The following is a 22,975-nucleotide window of genomic DNA, read 5'->3' on the forward strand; positions in this document are numbered from 1 at the left end:
CTTTCGGAAGAAGGGGTTGGGGCCGGGAGACGGGGGTTCGGGCCCGGAGAGGGGAGTCAGGGAGCGGGGGTGAGGGATTCCAGGACCTCGCGGCGCAGCGCGACCGTCGCCGGGTCGGTGTGCGCCGCCCGTTCGCGGGGGCGCGGCACCCGCAGCACCCGGCCCGTGAAGAGCAGCGCGACCCGGTCGCCGAGGAACAGCGCCTCGTCCACGTCATGGGTCACGAAGACGACGGTGGCGCCGGTGCCGCGCAGCACGTCGACGAGGAGCTGCTGCATCCCGGCCCTGGTCTGGGCGTCCAGCGCGCCGAAGGGTTCGTCCATCAGGACCGCCCGGGGTCCGGCCACCAGCGCGCGGGCCAGCTGGACGCGCTGGCGCTGGCCGCCGGAGATCCGGTGCGGGAGCCGGCCGGAGTGCTCGGCGAGGCCGACCCGCTCCAGCCACGTCCCGGCCCGCTCGCGTCGTTCGGCCCGGGGCACGCCCCGTACGGCGAGCGGCAGTTCGACATTGGCGCGGACCGTGCGCCAGGGCAGCAGCGCGTCCTCCTGGAAGACGAGCGCGCGGGAGGCGTGCGGGCCGGTGACCGGCTCCCCGTCCGCCTCGACCTCGCCGGCCAGCGCGGGCAGCAGCCCGGCCAGGGTGCGCAGCAGGGTGGACTTGCCGCAGCCGGACGGGCCGACGACGGTGAGGATCTCGCCGGGGACGACATCGAGGCCGACGCCGTCCAGGACCGGCGCTCCCGCCCGGCCGAGCACCGCGCCGCGCAGTGTGAGCCGCAGCCCGTGCGGGGTCGTGGTCGTGGTCATGAGCGCACCCGTTCCTGTGCCGTGCGGACGGAGGGGACGGCGGCCGTCGCCGCCGGGGCGGGGCGGTGGCGTACGGGGGCGGCCGGGCGGCCCTCCGCACGCGGGAGCCACCGGGTGAGCCTGCGGCCGAGGAGTTCCACGGCCGTGGAGGTCAGCCAGCCGAGCAGTCCGATGGTGACCATGCCGACGAAGACGCCCGGGTAGTCGACGACCGTGTAGTCCTGCCAGGTCCGGTAGCCGACCCCGTACTCGCCGGAGATCATCTCCGCGGAGATGACACAGATCCACGACACCCCGATGCCGACGGACAGTCCGCCGAGGATGCCGGGGAGCGCCCCGGGCAGCACGACCGACCACAGGATCCGCCACCGTCCGCCGCCCATGGTCAGGACGGCCTCCTCCCAGACCGGGGTCAGCGCCCGTACCGCGTGCCGGGTGGAGACCATGACCGGGAAGAACGCCGCCGCGCAGGTGATGAAGACGATGCCCTGCTCGTTGCTCGGGAAGAGCAGGATGGCGACCGGGACCAGCGCGATCGCGGGGACCGGCCGCAGCACTTCGAGGACCGGCCCGAGCAGATCGGCGGCGAGCTGCGACCGGGCCACGGCCGTGCCGACGGTGACGCCGAGGACGGCCGCCAGCGCGAAACCGGTGACGATCCGGGTCAGGCTGTCGGTCAGGTCCTGCCAGTACGCGTCCCCGGAGACCCGGTCCGCATAGGCGCGGGCCACCTCCGTCACGGTGGGGAACTGCTCGAAGCGCAGCCAGACGTTGATGTCGTACGAGGTCAGCGCCTGCCACAGGCCGAGCGCGGCGGCCAGGGACAGGACCCGCCGCAGCGGCGACCACCGGCCGGTCACGACCCGGTCCCGGCGAGCTCCAGCGCGGTGGCGTACGGCACGGTGCGGGCGCCGGGGTGCGCGGCCACGTCGGTGCGGGCCGCCGCCTCGGTGACGTACGGCCGCAACGCCGAACCCTCCGCGACCCACACCGCCCGGTCCGCGAACCACAGCGTGCCCGTGGAGGCGTCCGGGACGTATGCCGCCCGGACCGCGTCGCGGTGTGCGGCCACGTACCGCAGCAGTGCGGCCGGGGTGGCGAAGGCCGTCGTGGTGTCCTTGCCCTTCGGCCAGACCTCGCCGCCGCGCCGGGCGGGCGGCCCGGCCGCGACGGCCTTCGCGTAGCCGGAGCCGTACACCCGCTTCACGTAGCGGTCGTCGACGAACGCGTCCACGTCGACGTCCTCGACGAGCTTCGCCGAGGCCAGCACCGGGACGTCCTTCTTCAGGGCGGCGATCAGCGCGGGCTTCAGCGTGGTGTCGAAGGTGGCGATGCCCTGGGCGCCGTTGTAGAGGTGGACGACCTCGGCCGGCAGACCGGTGGCCTTGGCGACGGACTCGGAGGCGGCGACCGGGTGGGCGCGCAGATAGGCCGTCGCCCGGCCCTGGGCGCGCAGGAAGTCCTCCACCACGGCCGACCGCTTCTTCGCGAAGTCCTCGCGGACCGTGACGCCGTGGAAGGTCGGCAGGTTCAGCTCAGCCCCGTCGTACAGGGCCTTCGCCCGGCCCTGGAAGGCGAGCAGCCCCGGCCAGGCCACGAACTGCGACAGCGCGTCCGCACTGCCCGCCTGGAGGGCCGAAGCACCCACGGCGGGCTGCTGGTTGAGCTTGCGGATGTCCTTGTCCGGGTCCAGCCCGGCCTGCTGGAGGGCGCGCACGAGGGTGCCGTCGGCGGCCGAGCCGACGCTCGTGGAGACCTTCTTCCCGCGCAGGTCGGTGAGCGTGCGCAGCTCCGAACCGGGCGCGGTGACCACGGTGTTGAGGCCGCCCGACAGGTTGTAGCCGGTGACCGAGACGAGCCGGGTGGGGCGGTGCAACTGGACGCCCCGGGCCGCGTTGATCAGCAGCGGGAAGTCGCCCATCGAGCCGATGTCGATCTTTCCGGCGGTCATCTGCGCGGTGATCGGGGCGCCGGTCGCGTAGTCCTGCCACTCCACCTCGTACGTGACCCCGTCCCGCTTCCCGCGCTCGCGCAGCTCGTCCTCGAAGTAGCCGAGGGAGCGCAGCAGGGTGCCGGCCGTGACGGTGTTGATGGTCCGGGACTGGTAGCCGACGGTCACCGTGACGGTGCCGCTGTCGTCGGCGCTCGCCCCGCCGCCGCAGCCGGTGAGCGTGACGAGGAGCGCGGCGCCGGCCAGGGCGCCGAATGCCTTGCGTCGCATGGGGTCGGGGCCTTTCAGCGCAGGAGATAGGGCATGTTGACGGTCACCGCTCCGGTGGGGCAGCGGGCGGCGCACGGGCCGCAGTACCAGCACTCGTCCACGTGCATGTAGGCCGTGCCGCTGTCCGGGTGGATGGCGAGGGAGTCGAGCGGGCACATGTCGACGCAGAGGGTGCAGCCGTCGATGCACAGGGAGGCGTCGATGGTCACGGGCACGTCGGCCCGCTGGGGCGCCAGAGGCATGGCGGTCTCCAGGGAAGGGGTCGGCGGGGCGGGGTCGGAGCAGGGGCGGAGTGCGTCAACAGCCGCGGTGCAGCACGCCGTTCATGCTGATCCGGTCGCCGCGGAAGCGGATGAACTCCAGGTCGACGGGGCGCCCGTCGGCGAGATGGGTGAGGCGCTCCAGCATCAGCACGGCGGAACCGCGCGGGGTCTCCAGCACGGAGGCGGAGTGCGCGTCGGCGCTGACGGCCTCCAGGGTGATGTCGGCACGGCCCAGCGGCTGCCCGGCCAGGGACTCCAGCAGCCGGAACACATCGGTGTTCTCCAGGTCGGCGCCGAGCAGCCCGGCGCCGAGGTCCATCGGGACGTAGGTGAGGTCGAGCGAGAGCGGCAGCCCGTTCAGCAGGCGGCGCCGCTCGATGTAGAGCACGTCGGTGTGCTCGTCGATCCCGAGCCGCCGGGCGACGGGCGCGGGTGCGGGGACGGGCCCGGCGGTCCGGACCTCGTTGGTGACCCTGCCGTGTTCCCGCAGGGTCTCGGCCAGTCCCTGGAGCCGGTCCAGGGCGTGCGGGTAGCGCTCACCGACGACGACCGTGCCGACGCCCGGCTGCCGTTCGACGAGTCCCTCCCCGCGCAGCAGGTCCAGGGCCTGGCGCACGGTGTTGCGCGAGACCCGGTAGTCGGCGCCGATCCGGTCCTCGTACGGCAGGACCCCGCCCGGGAACGCGCCCGTGCGCACCTGGTGGCGCAGCAGGTCGGCGAGGAGCCGGGCACCGTCCGCGCGCAGCCGGCGCCGGCGGACGGCGGCGACCGGTGCGGAGTGTGCGCGGATGGGTTCGGCTGGCATGCGGGGGACCCTACCGACGCCGTGCCGGAGTTGGTGTTGCCGCAGTGTTGCGCCATCCCCGAGAGCCGGTGGGGCGGCCGTGACCTGCGGTGACGTGACCGGCGGGGGGAAGATCCGCCACCCGCCGGTCCGGCATGCGGACCCGTCAGCCCCCGGCCACGACCGTCCCCGTCACCTCCCCCAGCCCCACGCGCACGCCGTGCGGGCCCGGGGCCCAGGCGGTGATCGTCACCGTGTCGCCGTCCTCCAGGAACGTGCGCGGGCCGTCGGGCAGCTCCAGCGGGTCGCGGCCGTTCCAGGTGAGTTCGAGGAGGGAGCCGCGCTGGGCGGGTTCGGGGCCGCTGACGGTGCCGGAGGCGTAGAGGTCGCCGGTGCGCAGGGAGGCGCCGTTGACCGTCATCTGGGCGAGCTGCTGGGCGGCGGTCCAGTACATGGTGGAGAAGGGGGGTTCGGCGACCACCCGGCCGTTGATCGCGACGGAGATCCGCAGGTCGTAGCCGCCGGGCTCGTCCTCGGCCGCGTCGTCGAGGTAGGGGAGCAGCGCGACGTCCCGGGTGGGCGGGGCGGTGCGGGCGGCGTCCAGGGCCTCCAGCGGGGTCACCCACGCCGAGACGGAGGTGGCGAAGGACTTGCCGAGGAAGGGGCCCAGCGGGACGTACTCCCAGGCCTGGATGTCGCGCGCCGACCAGTCGTTGAGCAGCGACAGGCCGAAGACACGGTCCCGGAAGTCGGCGAGGGGCACGGCTCGGCCCTGCCGCGAGCCGGTGCCGACGACGAAGCCGACCTCGGCCTCGATGTCCAGCTTCACCGACGGGCCGAAGACCGGGGCCGGGTCGGCGGGGGTGCGGCGCTGGCCCGAGGGGCGCACCACGTCCGTGCCGGACACCACGACGGTGCCCGCCCGCCCGTGGTAACCGATCGGCAGATGCTTCCAGTTGGGGGTGAGGGGCTCCCCGTCCGGGCGGAAGATCCGGCCGACGTTGGAGGCGTGGTGCTCGCTGGCGTAGAAGTCCACGTAGTCCGCGACCCGGTAGGGCAGGTGCAGCGTCACGGAGTCGAGGGGGTGCATCAGTGGCTCGACGGTCTCGCGGTGGGCGGGCACCGTCACCCAGGCCGTCAGCGCCCGGCGCACATCGCTCCAGGCGGTGCGCCCGGCCGCCAGCAGCGGCATCAGGTCGGGCTGCGCGAGCAGCCGCGCGTACGGCGAGCCCAGCGCGTGCGCGGCGGCTCCGGCGTCCAGCACATGGCGGCCGAGGCGGACGCCGACGCGGTGGTCGCCGGGCCGCTCGGGGGTGGAGAAGACGCCGTACGGAAGGTTGTGCGGGCCGAAGGGGTCGCCCTCGGCCACATCGAGCGGACTGCTCTGCTCCGGCATGGGTCGCTGCCTCGCTTTCCGGGTCGGTGTGGGGGACACGTTACGTGTCCCCCCGCTCACCCGGCCGTGCGCGGGATGCGCTTCTCCCAGGTCCGGTGGAAGACGACCTCGCCGCCCTCCTTGCAGACCACCTCGTTGGAGGTGATGAAGTCGTGGGCGTCGCAGGAGATCTCCGAACGGGTCTCCACGAGCACGTCCCAGGCCATCTCCGGCCGGTGCAGCCGGACCGTCCAGTCGGACCGGGTGCGGGCCGAGAGCGGATCGCCCTCCTGGATCGTGTACGTCTCCAGCGCGTCCTCGGTGAACTCCAGGCCGTCGGGGTAGACCCGGGTGCCGCCGTAGCGCGGGTCGACCTCCATCCGCCACTCGCCCTTGGCGACGTCCCGGACCACCAGCCGTTCGGGCCGCTGTTCGTCGAGGGTGACGGGGTAGACGACGCCGAGGGGTTCGGACTGCTCGGGCTCCTCGAAGCGGATCGCGGGGTCCTCGGTGTGCGCGCGGACCGGGAGTTCGACGAAGCTGCCGTCGGCGTCCAGGGTGAAGCCCGCCGAGCCGGCCTGCGGCCAGATCCAGGGCCAGTACGAGGAGGAGACGGCCAGGCGGATGCGGTGGCCGGGCGGGAAGGTGTGGCCGATGCCGTTCAGCTCGAAGGCGACGTCCTCGGTCGCCCCCTCGGGCCAGTCCACGGTGCGGTCGCGGCCCTCGCGGGCGGCGAGGTTGAGGACGCCCCGGGTGACGAGCGTGGAGGCGCCGTCCGGTGCCACGTCGCAGAGCCGGGCCACCGCCTGGCCGCGCGGGACGTCCATCCGGATCCGCAGCTTGACCCGGGGGCGGCCCAGGATCTCGATCGGGGCGTCCTCGACGGGGAACTCGAAGCACAGCGACTTGGCGTCCTCGTCGCGCTGGTCGGGCGGCAGGTCGGCGTCGTTGCCGAACGGGAAGAACCGCCCGGCGTCCACCCCGGTCTGCTGCGGCGAGTCGACGGTCTGCGGTCCGCCCTGGAGGGCGTACGCGACGGGCCGGACGTTCTCCGACGGCCAGCTGGTCTCCCCGACCCAGCGCCCCGGCAGCGTCTCGTAGACGGTGGCCGGCCGGTGCGACTCGCTGATCCAGGAGCGCAGCAGCGGCTCCTTCATCACCCCGGTGTCCTTCTCCTTCAGATGCTGGTCCCACCAGCGCAGCGTCTCCTGGAGGAAGCCGATGCCCGGCCCCGGCGGCAGCCCCCGGTCGGGGTACTGGTGGGACCACGGCCCGATCAGCCCCCGCACCTTCGCCGGGTCCAGGTGCTCCACCAGCCGCAGGACCGTGTCGCGGTACGGGTCGTGCCAGCCGCCGACCGCGAGGACGGCGGCCTTGATCGCCCCGTAGTCCTCGCAGACGCTGCCGTGCTTCCAGTAGTCGTCCCGGGTCTGGTGGGCGAGCCAGGTGTGGATGAAGGGGTCCACGGCCTCCAGCCGGTCGAGCCACATCTGCCGCCAGTCGTCGCCCACGTCCGCCGGGTCCGGGGGCCGGCAGACGAAGGCGAGCATGGTCGCCGCCCAGGCGTGCATGTCCACGGCGAGGACGGAGCCGCCCATGTAGTGGACGTCGTTGTCGTAGCGGTCGTCCGTGGAGCACACGGTGACGATCGCCTTCAGCGGCTCGGGCGCGAGCGCGGCGATCTGGAGCGAGTTGAAGCCGCCCCAGGAGATCCCGAACATGCCGACCCGGCCCGAGCACCACTCCTGCTGGGCCAGCCAGTGGATGACGGCGACACCGTCCGCCAGCTCCGTCGCGTCGTACTCGTCGCCCGGCATGCCCTCGCTGTTGCCGTGGCCGCGCACGTCGACCCGGACCGAGGCGTAGCCGTGGCCCGCGTACCAGGGGTGGCGCTGCCAGTCGCGCGGCGCGGTCCAGTCGCTCAGCCGGTAGGGCAGGTACTCCAGGAGCGCCGGGACGGGTTCGTCCGTGACCGGCCGCCAGATCCGGGCGTACAGCTGGGTGCCGTCCGACAGCGGGATGTAGAGGTCCTCGCGGGTCGTCTCGTACGGGAACGAGGTCTGGATGTGCATGGGGGCTACCTCAGGTACATGGACGGGGACGGGGCATCCCTGGGCGGGCGGGGGTGTCAGTGGACGGGGTGCATGGTGCGCCGGAGCCAGGGGGCGGCGGCGACGACGGCCAGACCGGCCACCACCGCGATGGCGCCGTTGACCCCGAAGTACGCGGGGTTGGAGACCTCGCCGTAGAGCTTCACGATCTGGGCCTGGATGCCGTTGGCCAGGGCCAGCGAGAGGAACCAGAGGGCCATCGTCTGGCTGGCGAACGCCTTGGGGGCCAGCTTGGTGGTCGCGGACATCCCGGAGGTCTCCAGCAGGATGTCGCCGAGGCCGAGCAGCAGATAGGAGCCGACGATCCACCAGGCGGCCATCTTGTACGTGTCGTCCGCGTGGCCCGAGGTCGGCAGGACCATCAGCAGGAAGGAGAGACCGCCGAGGATCACCCCGATCGCGATCTTGTTGGAGGCGTGCGGCTGGCGGGGGCCCATCTTCGCCCAGACGGCCGCGACCACCGGGGCGAGCGCCACCTCGAAGGCGCCCAGCGCGGAGGCGTACCAGCTCGCCGGGAAGTGGAAGCCGAAGATCTCGGTCCGGGCGTTGGTCGAGGCCAGCAGCATCATCGTCGAGTACGCCTGGAAGAGGATGAAGTTGAAGACGACCGAGGCCAGGAACAGCACGACGTACGGGCGGAGCCGGCCGCGCTCCTCCGCGGTGACCCGGGGGCTGCGGAACATCACCGCGAAGTAGACGACCGGGGCGATCACCGAGATCAGCGTCAGCAGGTCGACGAAGCGGTCCATGGTCAGCCAGCCCGCCAGGGCGAGCGCGGTGGCCAGCGCGGCGACGACCAGGGCGCCGATCACGATCAGCCGGACGGCCCGGCGCATCGGTGCGGGGGCCAGCGGGAATTCGGCCTGGTGCTTGCGCCCGGCCAGGTGACGGCGGCCCATGACGTACTGGATCAGGCCGAGCGTCATCCCGAAGGCGGCGGCCGAGAAGCCCCAGTGCCAGCTGGCGTGGTCGCCGAGCCAGCCGGTGACCAGCGGGCCGAGGAAGGCGCCGATGTTGATGCCCATGTAGTAGAGGGCGAAGCCGGCGTCGCGGCGCTCGTCGTCGGTGCGGTAGAGCTTGCCGACCATCGTGGCCACATTGGGCTTGAGCAGCCCCGTTCCGGCACTGATCAGCCCGAGGCCCACCCAGGTCATGGCATCGGTGGGCACCGCCATGGCGTAGTGCCCGCAGGCGATGAGGACGCCCCCGTACAGGACGGCCCGGTACGAGCCGAGGATGCGGTCGGCCAGCCAGCCGCCGGCCACGGAGACCAGGTAGACGAGGGTGCCGTAGGCGGCGGAGACGGAGGCGGCGGTCCCGGCCTCCATGCCCATGCCGCCGTTGGAGACGGTGTCGGCGAAGTAGAGGACCAGGATCGCCTGCATGCCGAGGAACGAGAACCGCTCCCAGACCTCCAGGCCGGACAGGGTCATCAGGCCCCGTGGCTGGCCGAAGAAGGCGTGGTCGTCGCCCGGCGGCGGCTGGGTCGGTTCGGTGTCTGCGGCGGTGCTGGACAAAGGGGTGACTCCTGACCGTATGAGCTGATCTCGAACATACCGGCGGTGGCGGGAAGGCGCCCACGGTGATCCAAAGGGGACCGGATACGCTGACTTCAGTGGTTGACAACGACACATCGACATTCCGTGTGATCGTCAGCAGACAGGAGATCCCCTCGTGACCGTCGTCGGGCCGTTCGGGCTGAGCGTGCGGGACCAGGCACTTGAGGCCGGTGTCCAGGCCGGTTTGGCCGCTGTCGAGTCCGGGCTGCTCGATGCCACCAAGAGCGAGGTGCCCTTCATCACGGAGGCCGCCCAGCACCTGGTGCGGGCGGGCGGCAAGCGGTTCCGGCCGCTGCTGGCCATGCTGGCCGCCCAGTTCGGTGACGCCGACGCCCCGGGCGTGGTCCCGGCCGCCGTCGTCGTGGAGCTGACGCATCTGGCGACGCTGTACCACGACGACGTGATGGACGAGGCCGATGTCCGGCGGGGCGTGGCCAGCGCCAACGCCCGCTGGGGCAACTCCGTGGCCGTGCTGACCGGCGACTTCCTCTTCGCCCGCGCCTCGCACATCCTGGCCGACCTCGGCCCGGAGGCCGTGCGGATCCAGGCCGAGGCGTTCGAGCGCCTGGTGACCGGCCAGATCCTGGAGACCGCGGGCCCGCGCGACGGACGCGACCCGGTCGACCACTATCTGGAGGTCATGCGCGGCAAGACCGGCTCGCTGATCGCGGTCGCCTGCCGCTTCGGCGCGATGATGGCCGGCGCGGACGAGTCCACGACCGACATCCTCACCCAGTACGGTGAGCGGCTCGGCGTGGCCTTCCAGCTCGCCGACGACGTCCTGGACATCGCCTCCGACTCCCACGAGTCCGGCAAGACCCCCGGCACCGACCTCCTCGAAGGCATCCCGACGCTCCCCGTCCTCCACCTCAGGGCGCAGGCCGCCGCCGACGGCAAGCCGGACGACCTGGAGCTGGTCGAACTGCTGGACGGCGATCTCGGCGACCCCGCCGTGCTCTCCGAGGCGCTGCGCCGGCTGCGCGCCCACCCGGCGCTCGCCCAGGCCCGCCAGGACACCGTGCGGTACGCGCAGGAGGCGCGGGCCACGCTGAAGCCCCTGCCGGACTGCTACGCCAAGCTCGCGCTGGAGGAGATGTGCGACGCGGTGGTGCACCGGGCCGGCTGAGCCCCGCGCCGTACGCCCCGCGGTCCGACCCCTACTGGACGGCGGAGCATCGGGCCGTCGGCGTCATCCCGTAGAGGTACGGGGAGTTGCTCCCGCGGGCTGACGATTCGGGCCGTCCGATTTGGTCTGATGGAGACACAACCACTCCTGACCAAAACGGGTGAGAATGGCGGCACGGAGTGGACGAGTGCATCCCGACGGAAGCCGCCGACCACGGAGGTAGGGCACACATGGCACCGAACGACAGCGCAGCGGCCGGCACCACGGCCACGACCACGAGCGGTACGGGCCGGTCCGCCGCGGGCCGCCGGAAGGCGGTGCGCTACATCGTCCCGGTCGCGGTGGCGGGCGTGGCGGCCGCCACGATCGGACTGGTCCCGGCGCTCGCCAGCTCGGGCGACCCCGATCTGCCGGAGATCACCGCGCAGGAACTCATCGAGAAGATCGCCGCGTCGGACACCCAGCGGCTCTCCGGCACGGTGAAGATCACCACGGACCTCGGCATCCCGTCCCTCGGCGGGCTGGCCGGCTCGTTCGTCCCGGACGGGGCGGGCGAGGGCGGCGCGAGCGCCGACCCGCAGACGAAGCTCACGGAGCTGGCCTCCGGCACGCACACCCTCCGGGTGGCCGCCGACGGCCCCGACAAGCAGCGGCTGTCGATCCTGGACAAGACGTCCGAGTACAGCCTCATCCACAACGGGGACGAGGTCTGGGCGTACGACAGCGCGTCCAACGAGGTCTACCACGCCCGTCAGAAGGCGGGGGAGACCCGCGGGGACAAGGGCACGGAGAAGCGCGAGCACGCCCTTCCCGAGGGCGTTCCCACCACCCCCGAGGCCCTGGCCGAGCAGGCACTCAAGGCCGCCGACGGCACCACGTCCGTCACGGTCGACGGCACGGCGCACGTCGCGGGCCGCGACGCGTACCGCCTGGTCCTCAAGCCCAAGGGGAGCGGTTCGACGATCGGCTCGGTCACCATCGCGGTCGACGCGGAGAACGGGACGCCGCTGAAGTTCACGCTGCTGCCGAGCAGCGGTGGCGCGGCCGTCGTGGACGCCGGGTTCACCTCGGTGGACTTCGGCGCCCCGAAGGCCTCCTCGTTCACGTTCACCCCGCCGAAGGGCGCCAAGGTCACCGAGGCGGACGAGGCGGGCAAGGACGCCGCGAAGCACCGCGCGGAGGCGGAGAAGGCGGCCGGTGAGCTGCGCGGCCTCGGCGGTGACCTCGGCCTCGGCGGGGACGCGGAGGGCGTCAAGGTCATCGGCGAGGGCTGGAACGCCGTCGCGGAGCTGAAGACCCCGGGCGGCACGGGCCTGCCGTCCTCGTCGAAGGGCGCTCCCTCGGCCAAGGACATGCCGGCCGAGGCGCAGCAGTTCCTCGACGCGCTCGGCGACAAGGTCCACGGAAAGTTCGGCTCGGGCACGGTCTTCAAGACCCGCCTGGTCAACGCGCTGATGACCGACGACGGCCGGGTCTTCGTCGGCGCGGTCGACAAGGACGCCCTGGTGAAGGCCGCCGACAGCGCGAGCTGAGCCGTGGACGGCGCGAGCCGGACCGTGGTCCGCCCGGGTTGACCCGACGCGTTCACCCGCACCGTCGCCCCGCCCCGCCGTAGCCTCCGTACGGCGGGGCGGTGGCGCGCGCGGCCGCCTTCCGAACCCATGGGAGTACACGTGACGAACGAGTCCGGGACCCTTCCCGCGACCCCGCCCGGGGCACCGGCGGCGGACGAGGGTCCGCCCGTGATCGAGACCAGAGGCCTGACCAAGCGCTACCGGGGCGGCCAGCTCGCCGTGGACGGCCTGGACCTCACGGTCCCCGGCGGCAGCGTCTTCGGCTTCCTCGGGCCCAACGGCTCCGGCAAGACGACCACGATCCGGATGCTGATGGGCCTCATCGACCCGACCGCCGGCACCGCGAGCGTCCTCGGCTCCTCCATGCCGCACGCCGCACGGACGGTGCTGCCGCAGGTCGGCGCGCTGATCGAGGGACCGGCGCTGTACGGGTTCCTGAGCGGCCGGGACAATCTGCTGCGCTACGACCGGGCCGACCCCACCGCCGATCCGCGCACCCGGACCGCGCGCGTCGGCGCGGCGCTGGAACGGGTCGGGCTGGCCGCCGCGTCGGGCAAGAAGGCGCGGGCGTACTCCCTGGGCATGAAGCAGCGCCTGGGCCTGGCCGCCGCGCTGCTGCGGCCCCGCCGCCTGCTCGTCCTGGACGAGCCGACCAACGGGCTGGACCCGCAGGGCATGCGGGAGATCCGCGCCCTCGTCCGGGAGCTGGCCGCCGAGGGCACCACGGTCTTCCTCTCCTCCCACCTCCTCGACGAGATCGAGCAGGTCTGCACCCACGCGGCGGTGATGGCCCGGGGCCGGCTGATCACCCAGGGCGCGGTGGCGGAGCTGGCCGCCGGTGCCCGGGGCCGGCTCGCGGTCACCACCCCGGACCCGGCCGACGCCGCCCGCGTCCTCAAGGAACACGGCATCACCGGCGTCACCCAGGACGGCGACCGGGTCCGCGCGGACGCCCCGCCGGGCTCCGTGGAGCTGTCCGATCTGAACGCGGCGCTGGTCCACGGCGGCGTCCGGGTCCGTTCCTTCGGCGTCGAGCGGGCCTCCCTGGAGGACGCCTTCGTCGCACTCACCGGAGAGGGATTCGATGTCGCAGGCTGAACGCACGGCCGTCGCCGCACCGGCGCACGCCCCCGCGGAACCGGTCCGCCGCAACCCGCTGTGGACTTTCGGTCTGCTGCGCTCCGAGCTGACGACGACGCTGCGCCGCTGGCGCACGCTGGCCCTGCTCGGGGTGCTGGCGGCCGTGCCCGTCCTGATCGGGATCGCGGTCCGCATCGAGACCTCCGACGGCGGCCGGGGCGGCCCGGAGGGCGGGGCTGGCCCCGCCTTCCTCTCCCAGGTGACCAACAACGGCCTCTTCCTGGTCTTCGCCGCGCTCGCCGCGACCCTCCCGGTCTTCCTGCCCATGGCGGTGGGGGTGATCGCGGGCGACGCGATCGCGGGCGAGGCCAACGGGGGGACGCTGCGCTACCTCCTGGTCGCCCCGGCCGGCCGGACCCGGCTGCTCCTCGTCAAGTACGCCTCGACCCTGGCGTTCTGCCTGGTCGCGACCCTGGTGGTGGCGGCCTCCGCGCTGGCGGTGGGCGCGCTGCTGTTCCCGGTCGGGGAGCTGACGACGATCTCCGGTACGCGGATCGGCTTCGGCGAGGGCCTGGTGCGGGCCGGGCTGGTCGCGGTGGCCGTGGCGGCCTCGCTCATCGGCTTCGCGGCCCTCGGCCTCTTCGTCTCGACGCTGACCAACAGCGGGATCGCGGCGATGGCGGCGACGGTCGGCGTCCTGATCACCGTGCAGATCCTGGACACCATCCCGCAGCTCAGCGGCATCCACCCCTACCTCTTCCCGCACTACTGGCTGTCCTTCGCGGACCTGATGCGCGACCCCTTCTACCTCGACGAGATCATCAAGAACCTGGGGCTTCAAGGTCTGTACGCGGCGGTGTTCGGCTCGGCGGCGTGGGCCCGGTTCACGGCGAAGGACATCACGGCCTGAGGGGTACGGAAGCGGGGGGAGGCGTCGGTCGGCCGTACCGTCGGCCGGCGAGCCGTCCCCCGATCGGCTCGTCGCGGCACGAACGGCACGAACGGTGCGAAGGCATGGAACGAACCGACACGGTACGTTCCCTTTCCCGCTTGAACATTGTTCGACTTCTGGCGACGGACTGTCAACAAGGATTGGCGCAAACGCGCCTATGCTCACCGAATGATCACATCGCCCCGAATGATCACATCGCCGGGTTCGCCCCACCGGAGCGAGAGCGCGCGCCGGGCGACGCTCCGCGCCGCGCTGGACCTCTGCACGGAGAAGGGGTACGGACGCGTCACGGTCGAGGCGATCGCGGCGCGGGCCGGCGTCAGCAAGAAGACGATCTACCGCTGGTGGCCTGCGAAGAGCGCGGTCCTCCTGGAGGCCTTCACCCAGGCCCTGGTCGCCGGAGCCCCCTTCCCCGACACCGGCGACATCGCCGCCGACCTGCGCGCCCACGTCACCGGCGCGGTCCGCGTCCTCTCCGTCCCGCCCTACGGCCCCGCCTACGCCGGCATCCTCTCGGAGCTCCACCACGACGACGAGCTGGCCGAAACCGTACGCACCCAGCTCATCGAACCCCGCTTCGACGAGGTCGTCGACCACCTCCGCGCCGCCCAGTCCCACGGCCGCATCCCCCCGGACGCCGACCTCCGCCTAGCCGTCGAACTCCTCTACGGCCCCGTCTACTACCGCCACGTCCTGCGCAAGCCGATGCAGGACGAGGCGGAGGTGGCGAACCTGGTGGACCATGTGCTGCGGGCGCTGGGGGCGGGGGAGGGGTGACCTTCCAGGGGGCGGTGGGCGGTCAGCCGTACAGCCGCTCCAGGACCACCGCTATCCCGTCGTCCTCGTTCGAGAGGGTCACCTCGTCGGCCGCCTCCCGCAGCAGCGGGTGGGCGTTGCCCATGGCGACGCCGTAGCCGCAGGCGCGGAACATCGGCAGGTCGTTGGGCATGTCGCCGAAGGCGATGGCCGTACGGGGGTCGACCCCCAGCTCCTCGGCGGCCAGGGCGATGCCGGCGCCCTTGTCGACCCCGTACGGCTGGAGCTCGACGGTGTCCGGCCCGGAGTGGGTCACGGTGGCGAGATCGCCGACGACCGTACGGGCCTCGGCGGCCAGCGCCTCGTCACTCAGTTCCGGGTGCCGGATGAGCACCTTGATGACCGGCTCGGCCCACAACTCGGCCCGGTGCCGGGTCCGTTGCGCGGGCAGTGTGGCGTGCGGCATCCGGTACCCCGGCTCGGCCAGGGTGCGCCCGCGCGCCCCGTCCTGGTCCACCGCCGCGAACACCGGTCCCACCTGCGCCTCGATCTTCCCGAGCGCGGCATCGGCCGCCTCCCGGTCCAGCGTGACCGCCCGGACCGTGCGCCGGGCCCCCGCGTCGTACACCTGCGTCCCCTGCCCGCACACCGCCAGCCCCTCGTACCCCAGCCCCTCCAGCAGCCCCCGCACCCCCGGCACCGGCCGCCCGGTGACGACGAGGTGCCGGGCCCCGGCCCCACGGGCCAGGGCGAGCGCGGCCCGCGACCGGGCGCTGACGCTGTCGTCGCCGCGCAGCAGGGTGCCGTCCAGGTCGGTCGCGACGAGGGCATATGCGGGTGGGATGGGCATGGAATCCAGCGTAGGCGTTCGCCCGTGGAGCCCCGGCGGAGTTGTGGCGGGGCGGGGAGATCGGGTAGGGGTGCGGCCGGTCAGCGCGGAGGGCGGCAGGATGGGCTCCCATGAGGGGTGGGAGAGACGAACTCGTAGAACTGCTCCGGCGTGCGGGGCTGCACGTCGTGGAGGAAGCGCGGGTCGAGGAGGTGCTGCCGCCCCGAGCCGCTTGGCGACCGGTCGTCTCGGTCGCCGCCGAGCCGACCGTGGCCGTACGAGGGGACCTCCCGGGCCTGGTCGCCGAGCTCAACGCGCGATGGCACCGGCTCGCGGCCGGCAACGGGATCATCGACGAGGACGGCGTCTTCCTCGTCGACGTCGCCGGCAACTGGACCGGATGTGCGTCCCGGCGCTGGACACGGGTGCGGCTCACCGAGCGGTGGGACCTCGCGGGTGTCCTGGGCGAGCGGCCCGGACAGCCGGAGTTCCTCACCCTGGCGCCGGACGGCAGTGCGCTGATCGGGGTGACGACCGAGGAGGACGAGGTCTGGCTCACCCTGCTGGACGACCTCGGGGAACGTCAGGAGGCGGCGGCACGGGAGGCGGCCCGCGAAACCCCTCGGGAGCGGGAAGCCGCATGGGCGACCCTGTTCCAGGGGCCGGGGCCCTCGGCGAGGCTGCGCGAGATGTGGGCGCACGGGCTCGCACTCAACCCGGCCACTCCCGACGACCTCCGCGCCCGCCTCCTGGGGCTGTCGCACTTCCTGCTGTGGCGTCCACTGCCGACGGCGGTCGTCGAGGCGGCCATGGCCCATCCGGATCGGCGGGTGAGGCTGCTGCTGGCCGAGGCCCAGCCGGACATCACCGCTGAGCAGTGGGCCCGCCTGATCCTGGGCGAACGCGAGACCCGGGACCGGTGGATCCTCACCATGCTCGCGGCGGACCGGCGTGCCGAGCTCACCGACGCCGCCTACGAGCGGCTCGCCGCAGATCCGTCCGCGAAGGTCCGCGAAGAGGCCGCCCGTCTCACCGGCCTGCCCACGCGGCTCCGCGCCGCGCTGGCCGCCGACGCCGACGCGTCCGTACGGGCCTCGGCCTGCCCGGGTGCCTGGCCCCATCTGGACGCTCCGGCCCGGCGCGCGCTTCTGGAAGACCCGTCCGGCAAGGTCCGCGCCGAGGCGCTGCTCCGGTACCACCAGGAGCACCCGGTGCCCCGGCCGGTCCTCGAAACCGCCGAACTCGCGGACCGTATGGTGGGCACCTGTCGTCTGGAGCGCGGCCTCGCCGAACACCTGGCCCGCCACGGCAGTCCGGCCCGGCGCAGCTCCCTCGCGGGCAACCCGCACCTGGACCCTGACCTGGTCGGCCTGCTGGCCCGGGATCCCGACGTCGACGTCCGTTCCGTTGTGGCCATTCGCTCCGACCTCACCGAGGAACAGCGGGCGGCCATCCCCATCGATTTCGACCCGCGCGGTCGGTACTCTGCGCTCGCCTGGGTCACGGCGCTCCACGGGGACCCCGGAGCCATGCGCCGCCTGGCCGCCTCCACTCACCCCCTCGTGCGCAGGAGCGTCGCCCGCGCCCGGCACCTCCCGCCGGACGTCGTCGAACGCCTCGCCCACGACGAGGACCGCGTCGTCCAGCTCTTCCTCGCGGAATCCTGCGACGACGCGCCCGCGGACATGCTGCTGAGGGTGTGGCAGTGGTGGACCGGAAGCCTCAGCACCCCCGATCGCCCCCACGGTCACCCGAACTTCCCCCGCCGTGACCTGCTTCGCTACGCCGACGACCCGAACCCGCGCATGCGTCAACTGGCCCTGGACGAACCGGAGTCGACGGGCGATCTGGTCGAGCGCTTCAGTCGGGACCGTGACGAGGAAGTCCGGCACCGGGCCGCGTCCGACCCCCGGCTGACGCCCGCGTCGGCCGTGCGGCTGCTCGACGACCCGCACGAACACGTGCGCCACGCGGCCTGCCGGCACCCCGGTCTGCCCGCGAGGACGCTGGTCCGTCTGCTGAGAGACCCCGAAACCGCACAAGCCGCGGCCCAGCAGGCGGCGTTGCCCACCCCCGTCATGGAACGGATGATCCAGCGGATCCAGTCCTCGGCCGGTGCGACACCGGAACCATGAGCCGGGTCACGTCTGTTCGGGAGCCGGCGGGGAGAGCGGCCGTTCGAAGAAGGTCTCCAGGACCACCGTGGCCTGCGTTCCGCTGACACCGTCGATGGCGTAGATCCGGCGCAGCACGTCCTGCAGTTGTTCGGTGGACGCGGTCCTGACCTTCACCAGCACCGAGGCGCTGCCGGCGATGATGTGCGCCTCCAGGATCTCGGGGAGTGCGGCGAAGTCCGGTGCCGAGTCACCCATCCAGGACGTCGAGTCGACCATGACGTAGGCCAGGACGGCGCCGCCCAGCGCGGCCGGGTCCGTGTCGACGGTGGTGCGCCGGATGATGCCGCGCTCCCGGAGCTTGCGCACGCGTTCGTGGGCGGCGCCGGCCGAGAGGCCCACGGCCTGTCCCAGGGCCGCGTAGGACTGGGTGGCGTCCTGCTGGAGCTGCGTCAGCAGGGCGTGATCGATGTGATCCATGGCTCCCCGTTCGGGCGATGCTTGTGCTGACCATATCCCATCCTGCAATCTTGAGTCTGAACCAAATGTGGTTCTGCGAGTGACGGCTATGGGAGAGGAAGGCCTCATGACCAGCGAGCGCCCCGGGCTGTACGAGATGCTCGACGACCGGTTCCGTACCGGGCGGTGTATGAACGGCGACGCGGCGTTGGAGGTCCTGTACACCGGCTGCCGCTGGGCCGAGGGGCCGGTCTATGTGCCTGCCTGGCGGCACGTGGTCTGGAGCGACATCCCCAACGACCGGATGCTGCGCTGGGACGAGGAGACCGGGGAGGTCGGCGTCTTCCGCCGCTCCGCCGGGCACACGAACGGCAACACCCTCGACCGCCAGGGCCGGCTGATCACCTGCGAGCAGGGCAACCGCCGGGTGACCCGGACCGAACACGACGGCACCCTCACCGTGTTGGCGGACCGGTGGAACGGCAAGCGCCTGAACAGTCCGAACGACGCGGCCGTCAAGTCCGACGGTTCGATCTGGTTCTCCGACCCGGACTTCGGCATCACCAGCGACTACGAGGGTCATCGCGCGCAGAGCGAGATCGGCTCCAACAACGTCTACCGCATCGACCCGGCCACCGGCGAAGTGCAGCTGGTCGCGGACTGTTTCGGTGCGCCGAACGGCCTGGTCTTCTCACACGACGAGCGGCACCTGTTCGTCTCCGACACACGGGCGGGCTTCATCCGGGTTTTCGACGTGCGCGAGGACGGCACGCTGTCCGACGGCGAGGTCTTCGCCGAAGCGGGGGCCCGCGAGAACGCCCGCTTCGACAATCTCCGCTTCGACGACGAGGGCCGGCTCTGGGCCGCCGCGATGGGCGACGGCGTGCACTGCTACGACCCCGACGGCACGCTGATCGGGCGCCTCGACGTCCCCGAGGCGGTGTCCAACATCTCCTGGGGCGGCGCAAAACGAAACCGCCTCTTCATCACTGCGGAGACCAGCCTCTACTCGGTGGTCATGGGCGTCACCGGCACCCACCCGACCGGACCGGGCCACCGGCCCTGGCTCTGAGAGGCCGGCCCCGGAACCCCGCCTGCGGCAGTGTCAGGCCGCGTCACCCCCACCGCGCTTGAGCCCGGCGACGAACGCACCGAACGCAGCGGGAGTGAGGGTGAGGGCGGGTCCGGCCGGGTTCTTGGAGTCGCGGACGGGGACGGTGCCGGTGGGGGCGAGGTTGGTGGCGACCTGGACGCAGTTGCCGCCGTTGTTGCTGTACGAGGAGGTGTACCAGCGCGGGGATTCGGTCGTCACGGAGTGCCCTTTCGCATCTTTTTGATCATGGCCACGGATGCTGCCTGCGACAGCGCTTCGGCCTGTAGTTGATGGTAGGCCGTCAACATGGGTAGTACCGACGGGCTTTCACGGTCCAGGTGGCCTTGGGTCTGGGACTCCGCGTAGCAGATCACGGACCGGTCCGGAAGCGTCAGCAGATTGACGGGTAGGTCGAACGTCCGCCGCTCGGCCATCTCGTACGGAGCGATCTGGAGCAGCGTGTTCGGCATCTCGGCGAACTCGATCAGCCGGTCCAGCTGGGCGTTCATTACCTCCGGTCCGCCGACCGGGCGACGGATACAGCTCTCGTCCATGGTCACGAACATCATGGGCGGCTTGGGGCGTACGAGTGCCGCCTGTCGTTCCGCCAGGAACGAGACGCGTTCGTCGGCCTGCTCGGGTGGGATCGCGCCGCGATGGACCGCGCTGTACGCCAACACCCTTGCGTACTCCGGAGTCTGGAGCAGCCCCGGGATGATCCCGATCTCGTACAGCCGCAGCTCCACCGCACGACCCTCGTACCCCACGTACTGCGGGAAGCCCTCCAGCAGCGATCCGTGCCGGATCTCCCGGTACTGGCGCTCGAACGTGTCAGCGGTTTCTCCGGTGCCGAAAGCCTGGTCGGCACTGCGCGAGAACCGAAGGGTTGGCATCTTGCGACCAGTTTCCACGGCCGAGATGTGCGTACTGGAGTAGCCCGTCCGTTCGGCGAGGTCCTCCTGCTTCCAGCCCCGGGCTTCTCGCATGCTGCGGACCCGTGCGCCGTAGGCGGCCTGGGGGCTGCTGTCGGGTTGTAACTCCTTGATGTTCAAGGGGTGTCACCGACCTTTCGCTCGTGAGTGACACGTTGAATGGTTCTCGACCCTAGGGCACGCTGAGCCGCCTTGGTAGTGGAATGACTACGGAGAGGTACGGCAGTGTCAATGCAGGTACAACCGTCCGAATTCGCCCCCGCCCCCGGGGCCCTCGTCGTCGATGTGACCCGGGCCCATCTGCCCCGGATCGGGGAGTTCCGAGGGGTCGCCGGCCCTTACTGGATGCTCCGGCCGGCCCGGGGCGGTGCCGAGTGGGAGGTGCTGCCCGAGCACACGCGGGAGGCGACGTCCCGGGAGCGGCTGTGGGCGCGGAACGCGCGGGAGAACGCGCGGAGCCGGGGTGAGGTCGTATGACGAGCGAGGGGCGCGACGGGCGCGAGGGCGCCGGGGCGGACGCCGACGCCGTCCCGTCGTCGGGTGGGTGCGGGACGTGCGACGCGTTCACCGCCGCCGAGGAGGCCGCGCAGCGTGCGGGCGACGGGAGCCGGGAGACCGACTTCCGGGTGCTCCGGCGACGGCACACGGCGACCGCGCACGGCGCGGAGCCGGCGTAGGGCGGCACCGTCCCCCCCCGTGCGTGGTCGCACCCTGACGCCCTTGCGTAGAAACGGCCTTGCTGGGTACGCGAGTTGGGACACGCGGGTGCGGCGGGGGAGGCGGCTGGCAGATGGTACGGGGGCAGGGCCTGCGGAGTGCGTGGAGCAGAGTGAAAGGGTGGGTGCGGGGGCGGCCCCGGACGGCGGGGGCGCTGCTGGGTCTCGCCGGTGGGCTCCTGATGGCGGGAAGCGCGGCCATGGCTCCGCTTCTGCACGACGCTCCGGACTACACCAAGGTCTTTCTCGCCGTCCCGTTCGGCGTCGGCCTGCTCGGCCTGCTCAGCCTGGGGGCGCCGTACGAGAAGCACATGCTGGTGCTGGGAATCAGCGGAATGGCTCTGCTCGTCCTGAGCAACGCCGGCGTCGGCAGCGCGGTGCTCGACTGGCGCGGTGAGCACGTACAGGCCACGGTCATCGAGGTGAAGCGGCAGGAGAATCCACGGTCCACGACCTCGTACAGCTGCAAGGTCCTGGACGCCGAGGGGCGTACCGACTGGGTCCAGGACGGTGGCCGGTGCGGCCGTGACAGCCGTCCCGGCGACCGTTACGAGATCCTGCGCGATCCGGACGACCTGGTGCCGGCGTCGACGGAGGACCCGCCGATCGGGTTCGCGGTCCTCGTACCGGTCACCGGCACGCTCCTCCTCCTGATGTCCGTGTCGGGCGCGCTGGCCATGAAGCGGCGGATCGGGGACAAGGAGTGGAAGCGCGACCGGAAGCCGAGCCGCAAGCAGGACCGGAAACAGCCCCGGGACACGGCAGGGGCTGCGACCTGGTCCCGGAAGGCTTAGGGCCTGTCTGACCATTCCCGTCTGCCGGGCGACGCCATGCACGCACCTGATGCCGCCCGGCCCGCCGTTCGGGAGGACGACGGGAATGGTCGGACAGTCCCTAGGAGTCGGCCCCGGTGCCACCGCCCGTTTCCCGGTGGCCCGGCCCCGCCGCGTAGGCCAGCGGAGGTGCGATCGCCTGCGCGTCCGCCCCCTCGCCGACCCACAGGGAGATGAACAGCGCGGCAGTCGCTTCCAGGAGGCCCGCCCCGTCGAGACCGCCGCCGGCCACGGGGTCGCAGCCCACGTCCCGCACCAGTTCGCGGACGCGCGCGAGGGCCGACGCGTCGTCCCCGCAGACCGGCACGGCCAAGGGCCGTCCGTCGAAGACGGGCGGCCGCATGCGCCACACGTCCTCGTGGCAGAGGTTGAACGCCTTGACCACGTGGGCTCGCGGTGCCGCGTCGGCCAGTTGCCGTGCGGCCGAGGGGCCTCCTTCCGTCAGCAGCCGGAAGCCCGGCCCGACCGGATTGGAGCAGTCGATCAGCACCTTGCCCTCAAGCGCCGTGCGCAGGTCCCGTGCCACCTCCGTGCCCGCTCCGAAGGGCAGCGCGGCCAGCACCACCTGACCGGACTCGGCCGCGCCACGCAGATCCGAGGATCTCGCGCCGCCTCCGACGCGCCGCGCGAGGCGCTCCGCCTTGTGCGCGTGCCGCCCTCCGACGGTCACCCGGTGGCCGGCCCGCACCCAGTGGGTGGCGAGTGCGTCGGCCATGTTGCCCGTTCCCAGTACGCCGATTCTCATCATGCGTCCCCATTCCGTACCTGCTGCTTCGACGGTTCTCCCGACGCTAGAGAGGCGTTCGGGCACCATGTGGTACGTGACGACCGACACCTTCCTCGCCGACTGCCGGGCCCGGCTCGCCTTCGACCTCCTCTCCAACACCTGGAACGCCGTGGTGCTCTGGTCGCTGCGCGAGGGCCCCAGGCGCCCGGTCGAGCTGCGGGAGCGGATCGGCGGCATCAGTTCCAAGGTCCTCACCGAGACCCTGCGGCGGCTGCAGTTCAACGGACTGGTCGACCGGCAGCCGTGCCCCGGCGCGGCCTCGGGGGTCGAGTACCGTCTCACGGCTCTCGGCCGGACCCTGCTGGCGCCCATCGACGCCGTCGGCGCATGGGCCTTCGCGCACGGTGACGAGGTGATGGCGGCCCAGGAAGCCGCTTGCGCCTCCGCCCCGCAGACTTCTCTCCCCAGTCAGCGCCCGGACCGGCCGGCGAGGTGAGCACGGACGCGTCCGGCAGGTCGGGCGCGTCCTGAAGAGGAAGTCCGGGGCAGGCGCCCCACCGCGCGCCACAGCGGTCCGTTCAGGCCCTTCCAGCTCCGCGACGACCGCCGCCACACACGTCGTTCCCGTCACCGTTTGACCCTCCCCCTGCGTCAGGCTTGAGGCT

Annotated in this window: 24 protein-coding genes; 11 read left to right on the plus strand and 13 right to left on the minus strand. The window is 72.4% G+C overall.

Translation table 11 applies throughout. The features are described 5' to 3' along the window. Positions 1 to 56: 56 nt before the first annotated feature. From ACFVDM_RS23095 to ACFVDM_RS23130, 8 genes are all read right to left on the minus strand, one after another. Positions 57 to 806, minus strand: coding sequence for an ABC transporter ATP-binding protein (locus ACFVDM_RS23095; RefSeq protein WP_383643069.1), 750 nt, complete (start codon positions 804 to 806; stop codon positions 57 to 59). Further along, positions 803 to 1,666, minus strand: a complete 864-nt coding sequence (locus ACFVDM_RS23100) for an ABC transporter permease (RefSeq protein ID WP_383643072.1) — start codon at positions 1,664 to 1,666, stop codon at positions 803 to 805. Before ACFVDM_RS23100 ends, ACFVDM_RS23095 begins: the two co-directional genes overlap by 4 nt. Further along, positions 1,663 to 3,027 (minus strand): ABC transporter substrate-binding protein, encoded by a 1,365-nt coding sequence (locus ACFVDM_RS23105; protein WP_383643075.1) that lies wholly within the window; start codon positions 3,025 to 3,027, stop codon positions 1,663 to 1,665. The genes ACFVDM_RS23100 and ACFVDM_RS23105 overlap by 4 nt, the downstream gene beginning before the upstream one ends. A gap of 14 nt (positions 3,028 to 3,041) precedes the next feature. Next, the gene (locus tag ACFVDM_RS23110; protein ID WP_383643078.1) at positions 3,042 to 3,269 is read right to left on the minus strand and encodes a ferredoxin family protein; all 228 of its coding nucleotides are present in this window, start codon (positions 3,267 to 3,269) and stop codon (positions 3,042 to 3,044) included. A 55-nt stretch (positions 3,270 to 3,324) separates the two neighbouring features. Continuing rightward, positions 3,325 to 4,095 (minus strand): GntR family transcriptional regulator, encoded by a 771-nt coding sequence (locus ACFVDM_RS23115; protein ID WP_383643080.1) that lies wholly within the window; start codon positions 4,093 to 4,095, stop codon positions 3,325 to 3,327. Between the two features lie 145 nt (positions 4,096 to 4,240). Continuing rightward, positions 4,241 to 5,470 carry a fumarylacetoacetase gene (gene fahA / locus ACFVDM_RS23120; protein WP_383643083.1) on the minus strand — a complete coding sequence of 410 codons (1,230 nt, stop codon included), beginning with the start codon at positions 5,468 to 5,470 and terminating at the stop codon, positions 4,241 to 4,243. Positions 5,471 to 5,526: 56 nt separating this feature from the next. Beyond that, positions 5,527 to 7,521, minus strand: a complete 1,995-nt coding sequence (locus ACFVDM_RS23125; protein WP_383643085.1) for a CocE/NonD family hydrolase — start codon at positions 7,519 to 7,521, stop codon at positions 5,527 to 5,529. Between the two features lie 56 nt (positions 7,522 to 7,577). Then, the gene (locus ACFVDM_RS23130) at positions 7,578 to 9,077 is read right to left on the minus strand and encodes a peptide MFS transporter (protein ID WP_383643088.1); all 1,500 of its coding nucleotides are present in this window, start codon (positions 9,075 to 9,077) and stop codon (positions 7,578 to 7,580) included. Between the two features lie 157 nt (positions 9,078 to 9,234). Here ACFVDM_RS23130 and ACFVDM_RS23135 point away from each other — a divergent pair, with 157 nt between their 5' ends. The 5 genes from ACFVDM_RS23135 (at position 9,235) to ACFVDM_RS23155 (ending at position 14,628) form a co-directional block, all read left to right on the plus strand. Further along, entirely contained in the window at positions 9,235 to 10,245 is a 1,011-nt protein-coding gene (locus ACFVDM_RS23135; protein ID WP_383643091.1) for a polyprenyl synthetase family protein, read from the plus strand. A gap of 230 nt (positions 10,246 to 10,475) precedes the next feature. After that, on the plus strand, positions 10,476 to 11,777 hold the full coding sequence (locus ACFVDM_RS23140) for an outer membrane lipoprotein carrier protein LolA (protein ID WP_383643094.1): 1,302 nt from the start codon (positions 10,476 to 10,478) through the stop codon (positions 11,775 to 11,777). 129 nt (positions 11,778 to 11,906) lie between these two features. Then, complete coding sequence (locus ACFVDM_RS23145; RefSeq protein WP_383643097.1) at positions 11,907 to 12,917, plus strand: ATP-binding cassette domain-containing protein; 1,011 nt, start codon at positions 11,907 to 11,909, stop codon at positions 12,915 to 12,917. Beyond that, positions 12,904 to 13,809 carry an ABC transporter permease gene (locus ACFVDM_RS23150; protein WP_383643100.1) on the plus strand — a complete coding sequence of 302 codons (906 nt, stop codon included), beginning with the start codon at positions 12,904 to 12,906 and terminating at the stop codon, positions 13,807 to 13,809. Before ACFVDM_RS23145 ends, ACFVDM_RS23150 begins: the two co-directional genes overlap by 14 nt. 228 nt (positions 13,810 to 14,037) lie before the next feature. Then, on the plus strand, positions 14,038 to 14,628 hold the full coding sequence (locus ACFVDM_RS23155; protein ID WP_383643103.1) for a TetR/AcrR family transcriptional regulator: 591 nt from the start codon (positions 14,038 to 14,040) through the stop codon (positions 14,626 to 14,628). A gap of 22 nt (positions 14,629 to 14,650) precedes the next feature. Here ACFVDM_RS23155 and ACFVDM_RS23160 read toward each other — a convergent pair whose 3' ends face one another. Further along, entirely contained in the window at positions 14,651 to 15,457 is an 807-nt protein-coding gene (locus tag ACFVDM_RS23160; RefSeq protein WP_383643106.1) for an HAD family hydrolase, read from the minus strand. 110 nt (positions 15,458 to 15,567) lie between these two features. On the opposite strand from ACFVDM_RS23160, the gene ACFVDM_RS23165 reads away from it, so the two are divergent. Then, a complete protein-coding gene (locus ACFVDM_RS23165; RefSeq protein ID WP_383643109.1) occupies positions 15,568 to 17,571 on the plus strand; it encodes a PE-PGRS family protein in 2,004 nt (667 codons plus the stop codon). Between the two features lie 6 nt (positions 17,572 to 17,577). On the opposite strand, the gene ACFVDM_RS23170 is transcribed toward ACFVDM_RS23165, so the two are convergent. Further along, positions 17,578 to 18,030: an Lrp/AsnC family transcriptional regulator gene (locus tag ACFVDM_RS23170; RefSeq protein ID WP_383643112.1), complete on the minus strand. Its 453-nt coding sequence runs from the start codon at positions 18,028 to 18,030 to the stop codon at positions 17,578 to 17,580. A gap of 106 nt (positions 18,031 to 18,136) precedes the next feature. Here ACFVDM_RS23170 and ACFVDM_RS23175 point away from each other — a divergent pair, with 106 nt between their 5' ends. After that, positions 18,137 to 19,081, plus strand: coding sequence for an SMP-30/gluconolactonase/LRE family protein (locus ACFVDM_RS23175; protein WP_383643114.1), 945 nt, complete (start codon positions 18,137 to 18,139; stop codon positions 19,079 to 19,081). Positions 19,082 to 19,114: 33 nt separating this feature from the next. On the opposite strand, the gene ACFVDM_RS23180 is transcribed toward ACFVDM_RS23175, so the two are convergent. Both ACFVDM_RS23180 and ACFVDM_RS23185 read right to left on the minus strand, forming a co-directional pair. Next, positions 19,115 to 19,321, minus strand: a complete 207-nt coding sequence (locus tag ACFVDM_RS23180) for a DUF397 domain-containing protein (protein ID WP_383643117.1) — start codon at positions 19,319 to 19,321, stop codon at positions 19,115 to 19,117. Then, positions 19,318 to 20,154: a Scr1 family TA system antitoxin-like transcriptional regulator gene (locus ACFVDM_RS23185; RefSeq protein ID WP_383643120.1), complete on the minus strand. Its 837-nt coding sequence runs from the start codon at positions 20,152 to 20,154 to the stop codon at positions 19,318 to 19,320. The genes ACFVDM_RS23180 and ACFVDM_RS23185 overlap by 4 nt, the downstream gene beginning before the upstream one ends. Positions 20,155 to 20,265: 111 nt before the next feature. On the opposite strand from ACFVDM_RS23185, the gene ACFVDM_RS23190 reads away from it, so the two are divergent. The 3 genes from ACFVDM_RS23190 (at position 20,266) to ACFVDM_RS23200 (ending at position 21,544) form a co-directional block, all read left to right on the plus strand. After that, a complete protein-coding gene (locus tag ACFVDM_RS23190; protein WP_383643123.1) occupies positions 20,266 to 20,511 on the plus strand; it encodes a hypothetical protein in 246 nt (81 codons plus the stop codon). Next, a complete protein-coding gene (locus ACFVDM_RS23195) occupies positions 20,508 to 20,711 on the plus strand; it encodes a hypothetical protein (RefSeq protein ID WP_383643126.1) in 204 nt (67 codons plus the stop codon). Before ACFVDM_RS23190 ends, ACFVDM_RS23195 begins: the two co-directional genes overlap by 4 nt. A gap of 239 nt (positions 20,712 to 20,950) precedes the next feature. Next, a complete protein-coding gene (locus ACFVDM_RS23200; RefSeq protein WP_383643128.1) occupies positions 20,951 to 21,544 on the plus strand; it encodes a hypothetical protein in 594 nt (197 codons plus the stop codon). A 100-nt stretch (positions 21,545 to 21,644) separates the two neighbouring features. Here the strand turns inward: ACFVDM_RS23200 and ACFVDM_RS23205 are convergent, their stop codons facing one another. Next, positions 21,645 to 22,328, minus strand: coding sequence for an NADPH-dependent F420 reductase (locus ACFVDM_RS23205; protein WP_383643258.1), 684 nt, complete (start codon positions 22,326 to 22,328; stop codon positions 21,645 to 21,647). A gap of 76 nt (positions 22,329 to 22,404) precedes the next feature. On the opposite strand from ACFVDM_RS23205, the gene ACFVDM_RS23210 reads away from it, so the two are divergent. Next, positions 22,405 to 22,806 (plus strand): winged helix-turn-helix transcriptional regulator, encoded by a 402-nt coding sequence (locus tag ACFVDM_RS23210; RefSeq protein WP_383643131.1) that lies wholly within the window; start codon positions 22,405 to 22,407, stop codon positions 22,804 to 22,806. Positions 22,807 to 22,975: the final 169 nt, after the last annotated feature.

The sequence above is a fragment of the Streptomyces sp. NPDC057682 genome, assembly GCF_042799575.1.
GTDB lineage: Bacteria > Actinomycetota > Actinomycetes > Streptomycetales > Streptomycetaceae > Streptomyces.

Excerpts from the sequence above, each read along its gene's own strand:
- ACFVDM_RS23170 (WP_383643112.1), bottom strand. The coding sequence starts at position 18,030 with ATGGATCACATCGATCACGCCCTGCTGACGCAGCTCCAGCAGGACGCC.
- ACFVDM_RS23195 (WP_383643126.1), top strand. The coding sequence starts at position 20,508 with ATGACGAGCGAGGGGCGCGACGGGCGCGAGGGCGCCGGGGCGGACGCC.
- ACFVDM_RS23190 (WP_383643123.1), top strand. The coding sequence starts at position 20,266 with ATGCAGGTACAACCGTCCGAATTCGCCCCCGCCCCCGGGGCCCTCGTC.
- ACFVDM_RS23110 (WP_383643078.1), bottom strand. The coding sequence starts at position 3,269 with ATGCCTCTGGCGCCCCAGCGGGCCGACGTGCCCGTGACCATCGACGCC.
- ACFVDM_RS23205 (WP_383643258.1), bottom strand. The coding sequence starts at position 22,328 with ATGAGAATCGGCGTACTGGGAACGGGCAACATGGCCGACGCACTCGCC.
- ACFVDM_RS23200 (WP_383643128.1), top strand. The coding sequence starts at position 20,951 with ATGGCTCCGCTTCTGCACGACGCTCCGGACTACACCAAGGTCTTTCTC.
- ACFVDM_RS23140 (WP_383643094.1), top strand. The coding sequence starts at position 10,476 with ATGGCACCGAACGACAGCGCAGCGGCCGGCACCACGGCCACGACCACG.
- fahA (WP_383643083.1), bottom strand. The coding sequence starts at position 5,470 with ATGCCGGAGCAGAGCAGTCCGCTCGATGTGGCCGAGGGCGACCCCTTC.
- ACFVDM_RS23165 (WP_383643109.1), top strand. The coding sequence starts at position 15,568 with ATGAGGGGTGGGAGAGACGAACTCGTAGAACTGCTCCGGCGTGCGGGG.
- ACFVDM_RS23160 (WP_383643106.1), bottom strand. The coding sequence starts at position 15,457 with ATGCCCATCCCACCCGCATATGCCCTCGTCGCGACCGACCTGGACGGC.
- ACFVDM_RS23105 (WP_383643075.1), bottom strand. The coding sequence starts at position 3,027 with ATGCGACGCAAGGCATTCGGCGCCCTGGCCGGCGCCGCGCTCCTCGTC.
- ACFVDM_RS23115 (WP_383643080.1), bottom strand. The coding sequence starts at position 4,095 with ATGCCAGCCGAACCCATCCGCGCACACTCCGCACCGGTCGCCGCCGTC.
- ACFVDM_RS23125 (WP_383643085.1), bottom strand. The coding sequence starts at position 7,521 with ATGCACATCCAGACCTCGTTCCCGTACGAGACGACCCGCGAGGACCTC.
- ACFVDM_RS23175 (WP_383643114.1), top strand. The coding sequence starts at position 18,137 with ATGACCAGCGAGCGCCCCGGGCTGTACGAGATGCTCGACGACCGGTTC.
- ACFVDM_RS23155 (WP_383643103.1), top strand. The coding sequence starts at position 14,038 with ATGATCACATCGCCGGGTTCGCCCCACCGGAGCGAGAGCGCGCGCCGG.
- ACFVDM_RS23145 (WP_383643097.1), top strand. The coding sequence starts at position 11,907 with ATGGGAGTACACGTGACGAACGAGTCCGGGACCCTTCCCGCGACCCCG.
- ACFVDM_RS23095 (WP_383643069.1), bottom strand. The coding sequence starts at position 806 with ATGACCACGACCACGACCCCGCACGGGCTGCGGCTCACACTGCGCGGC.
- ACFVDM_RS23150 (WP_383643100.1), top strand. The coding sequence starts at position 12,904 with ATGTCGCAGGCTGAACGCACGGCCGTCGCCGCACCGGCGCACGCCCCC.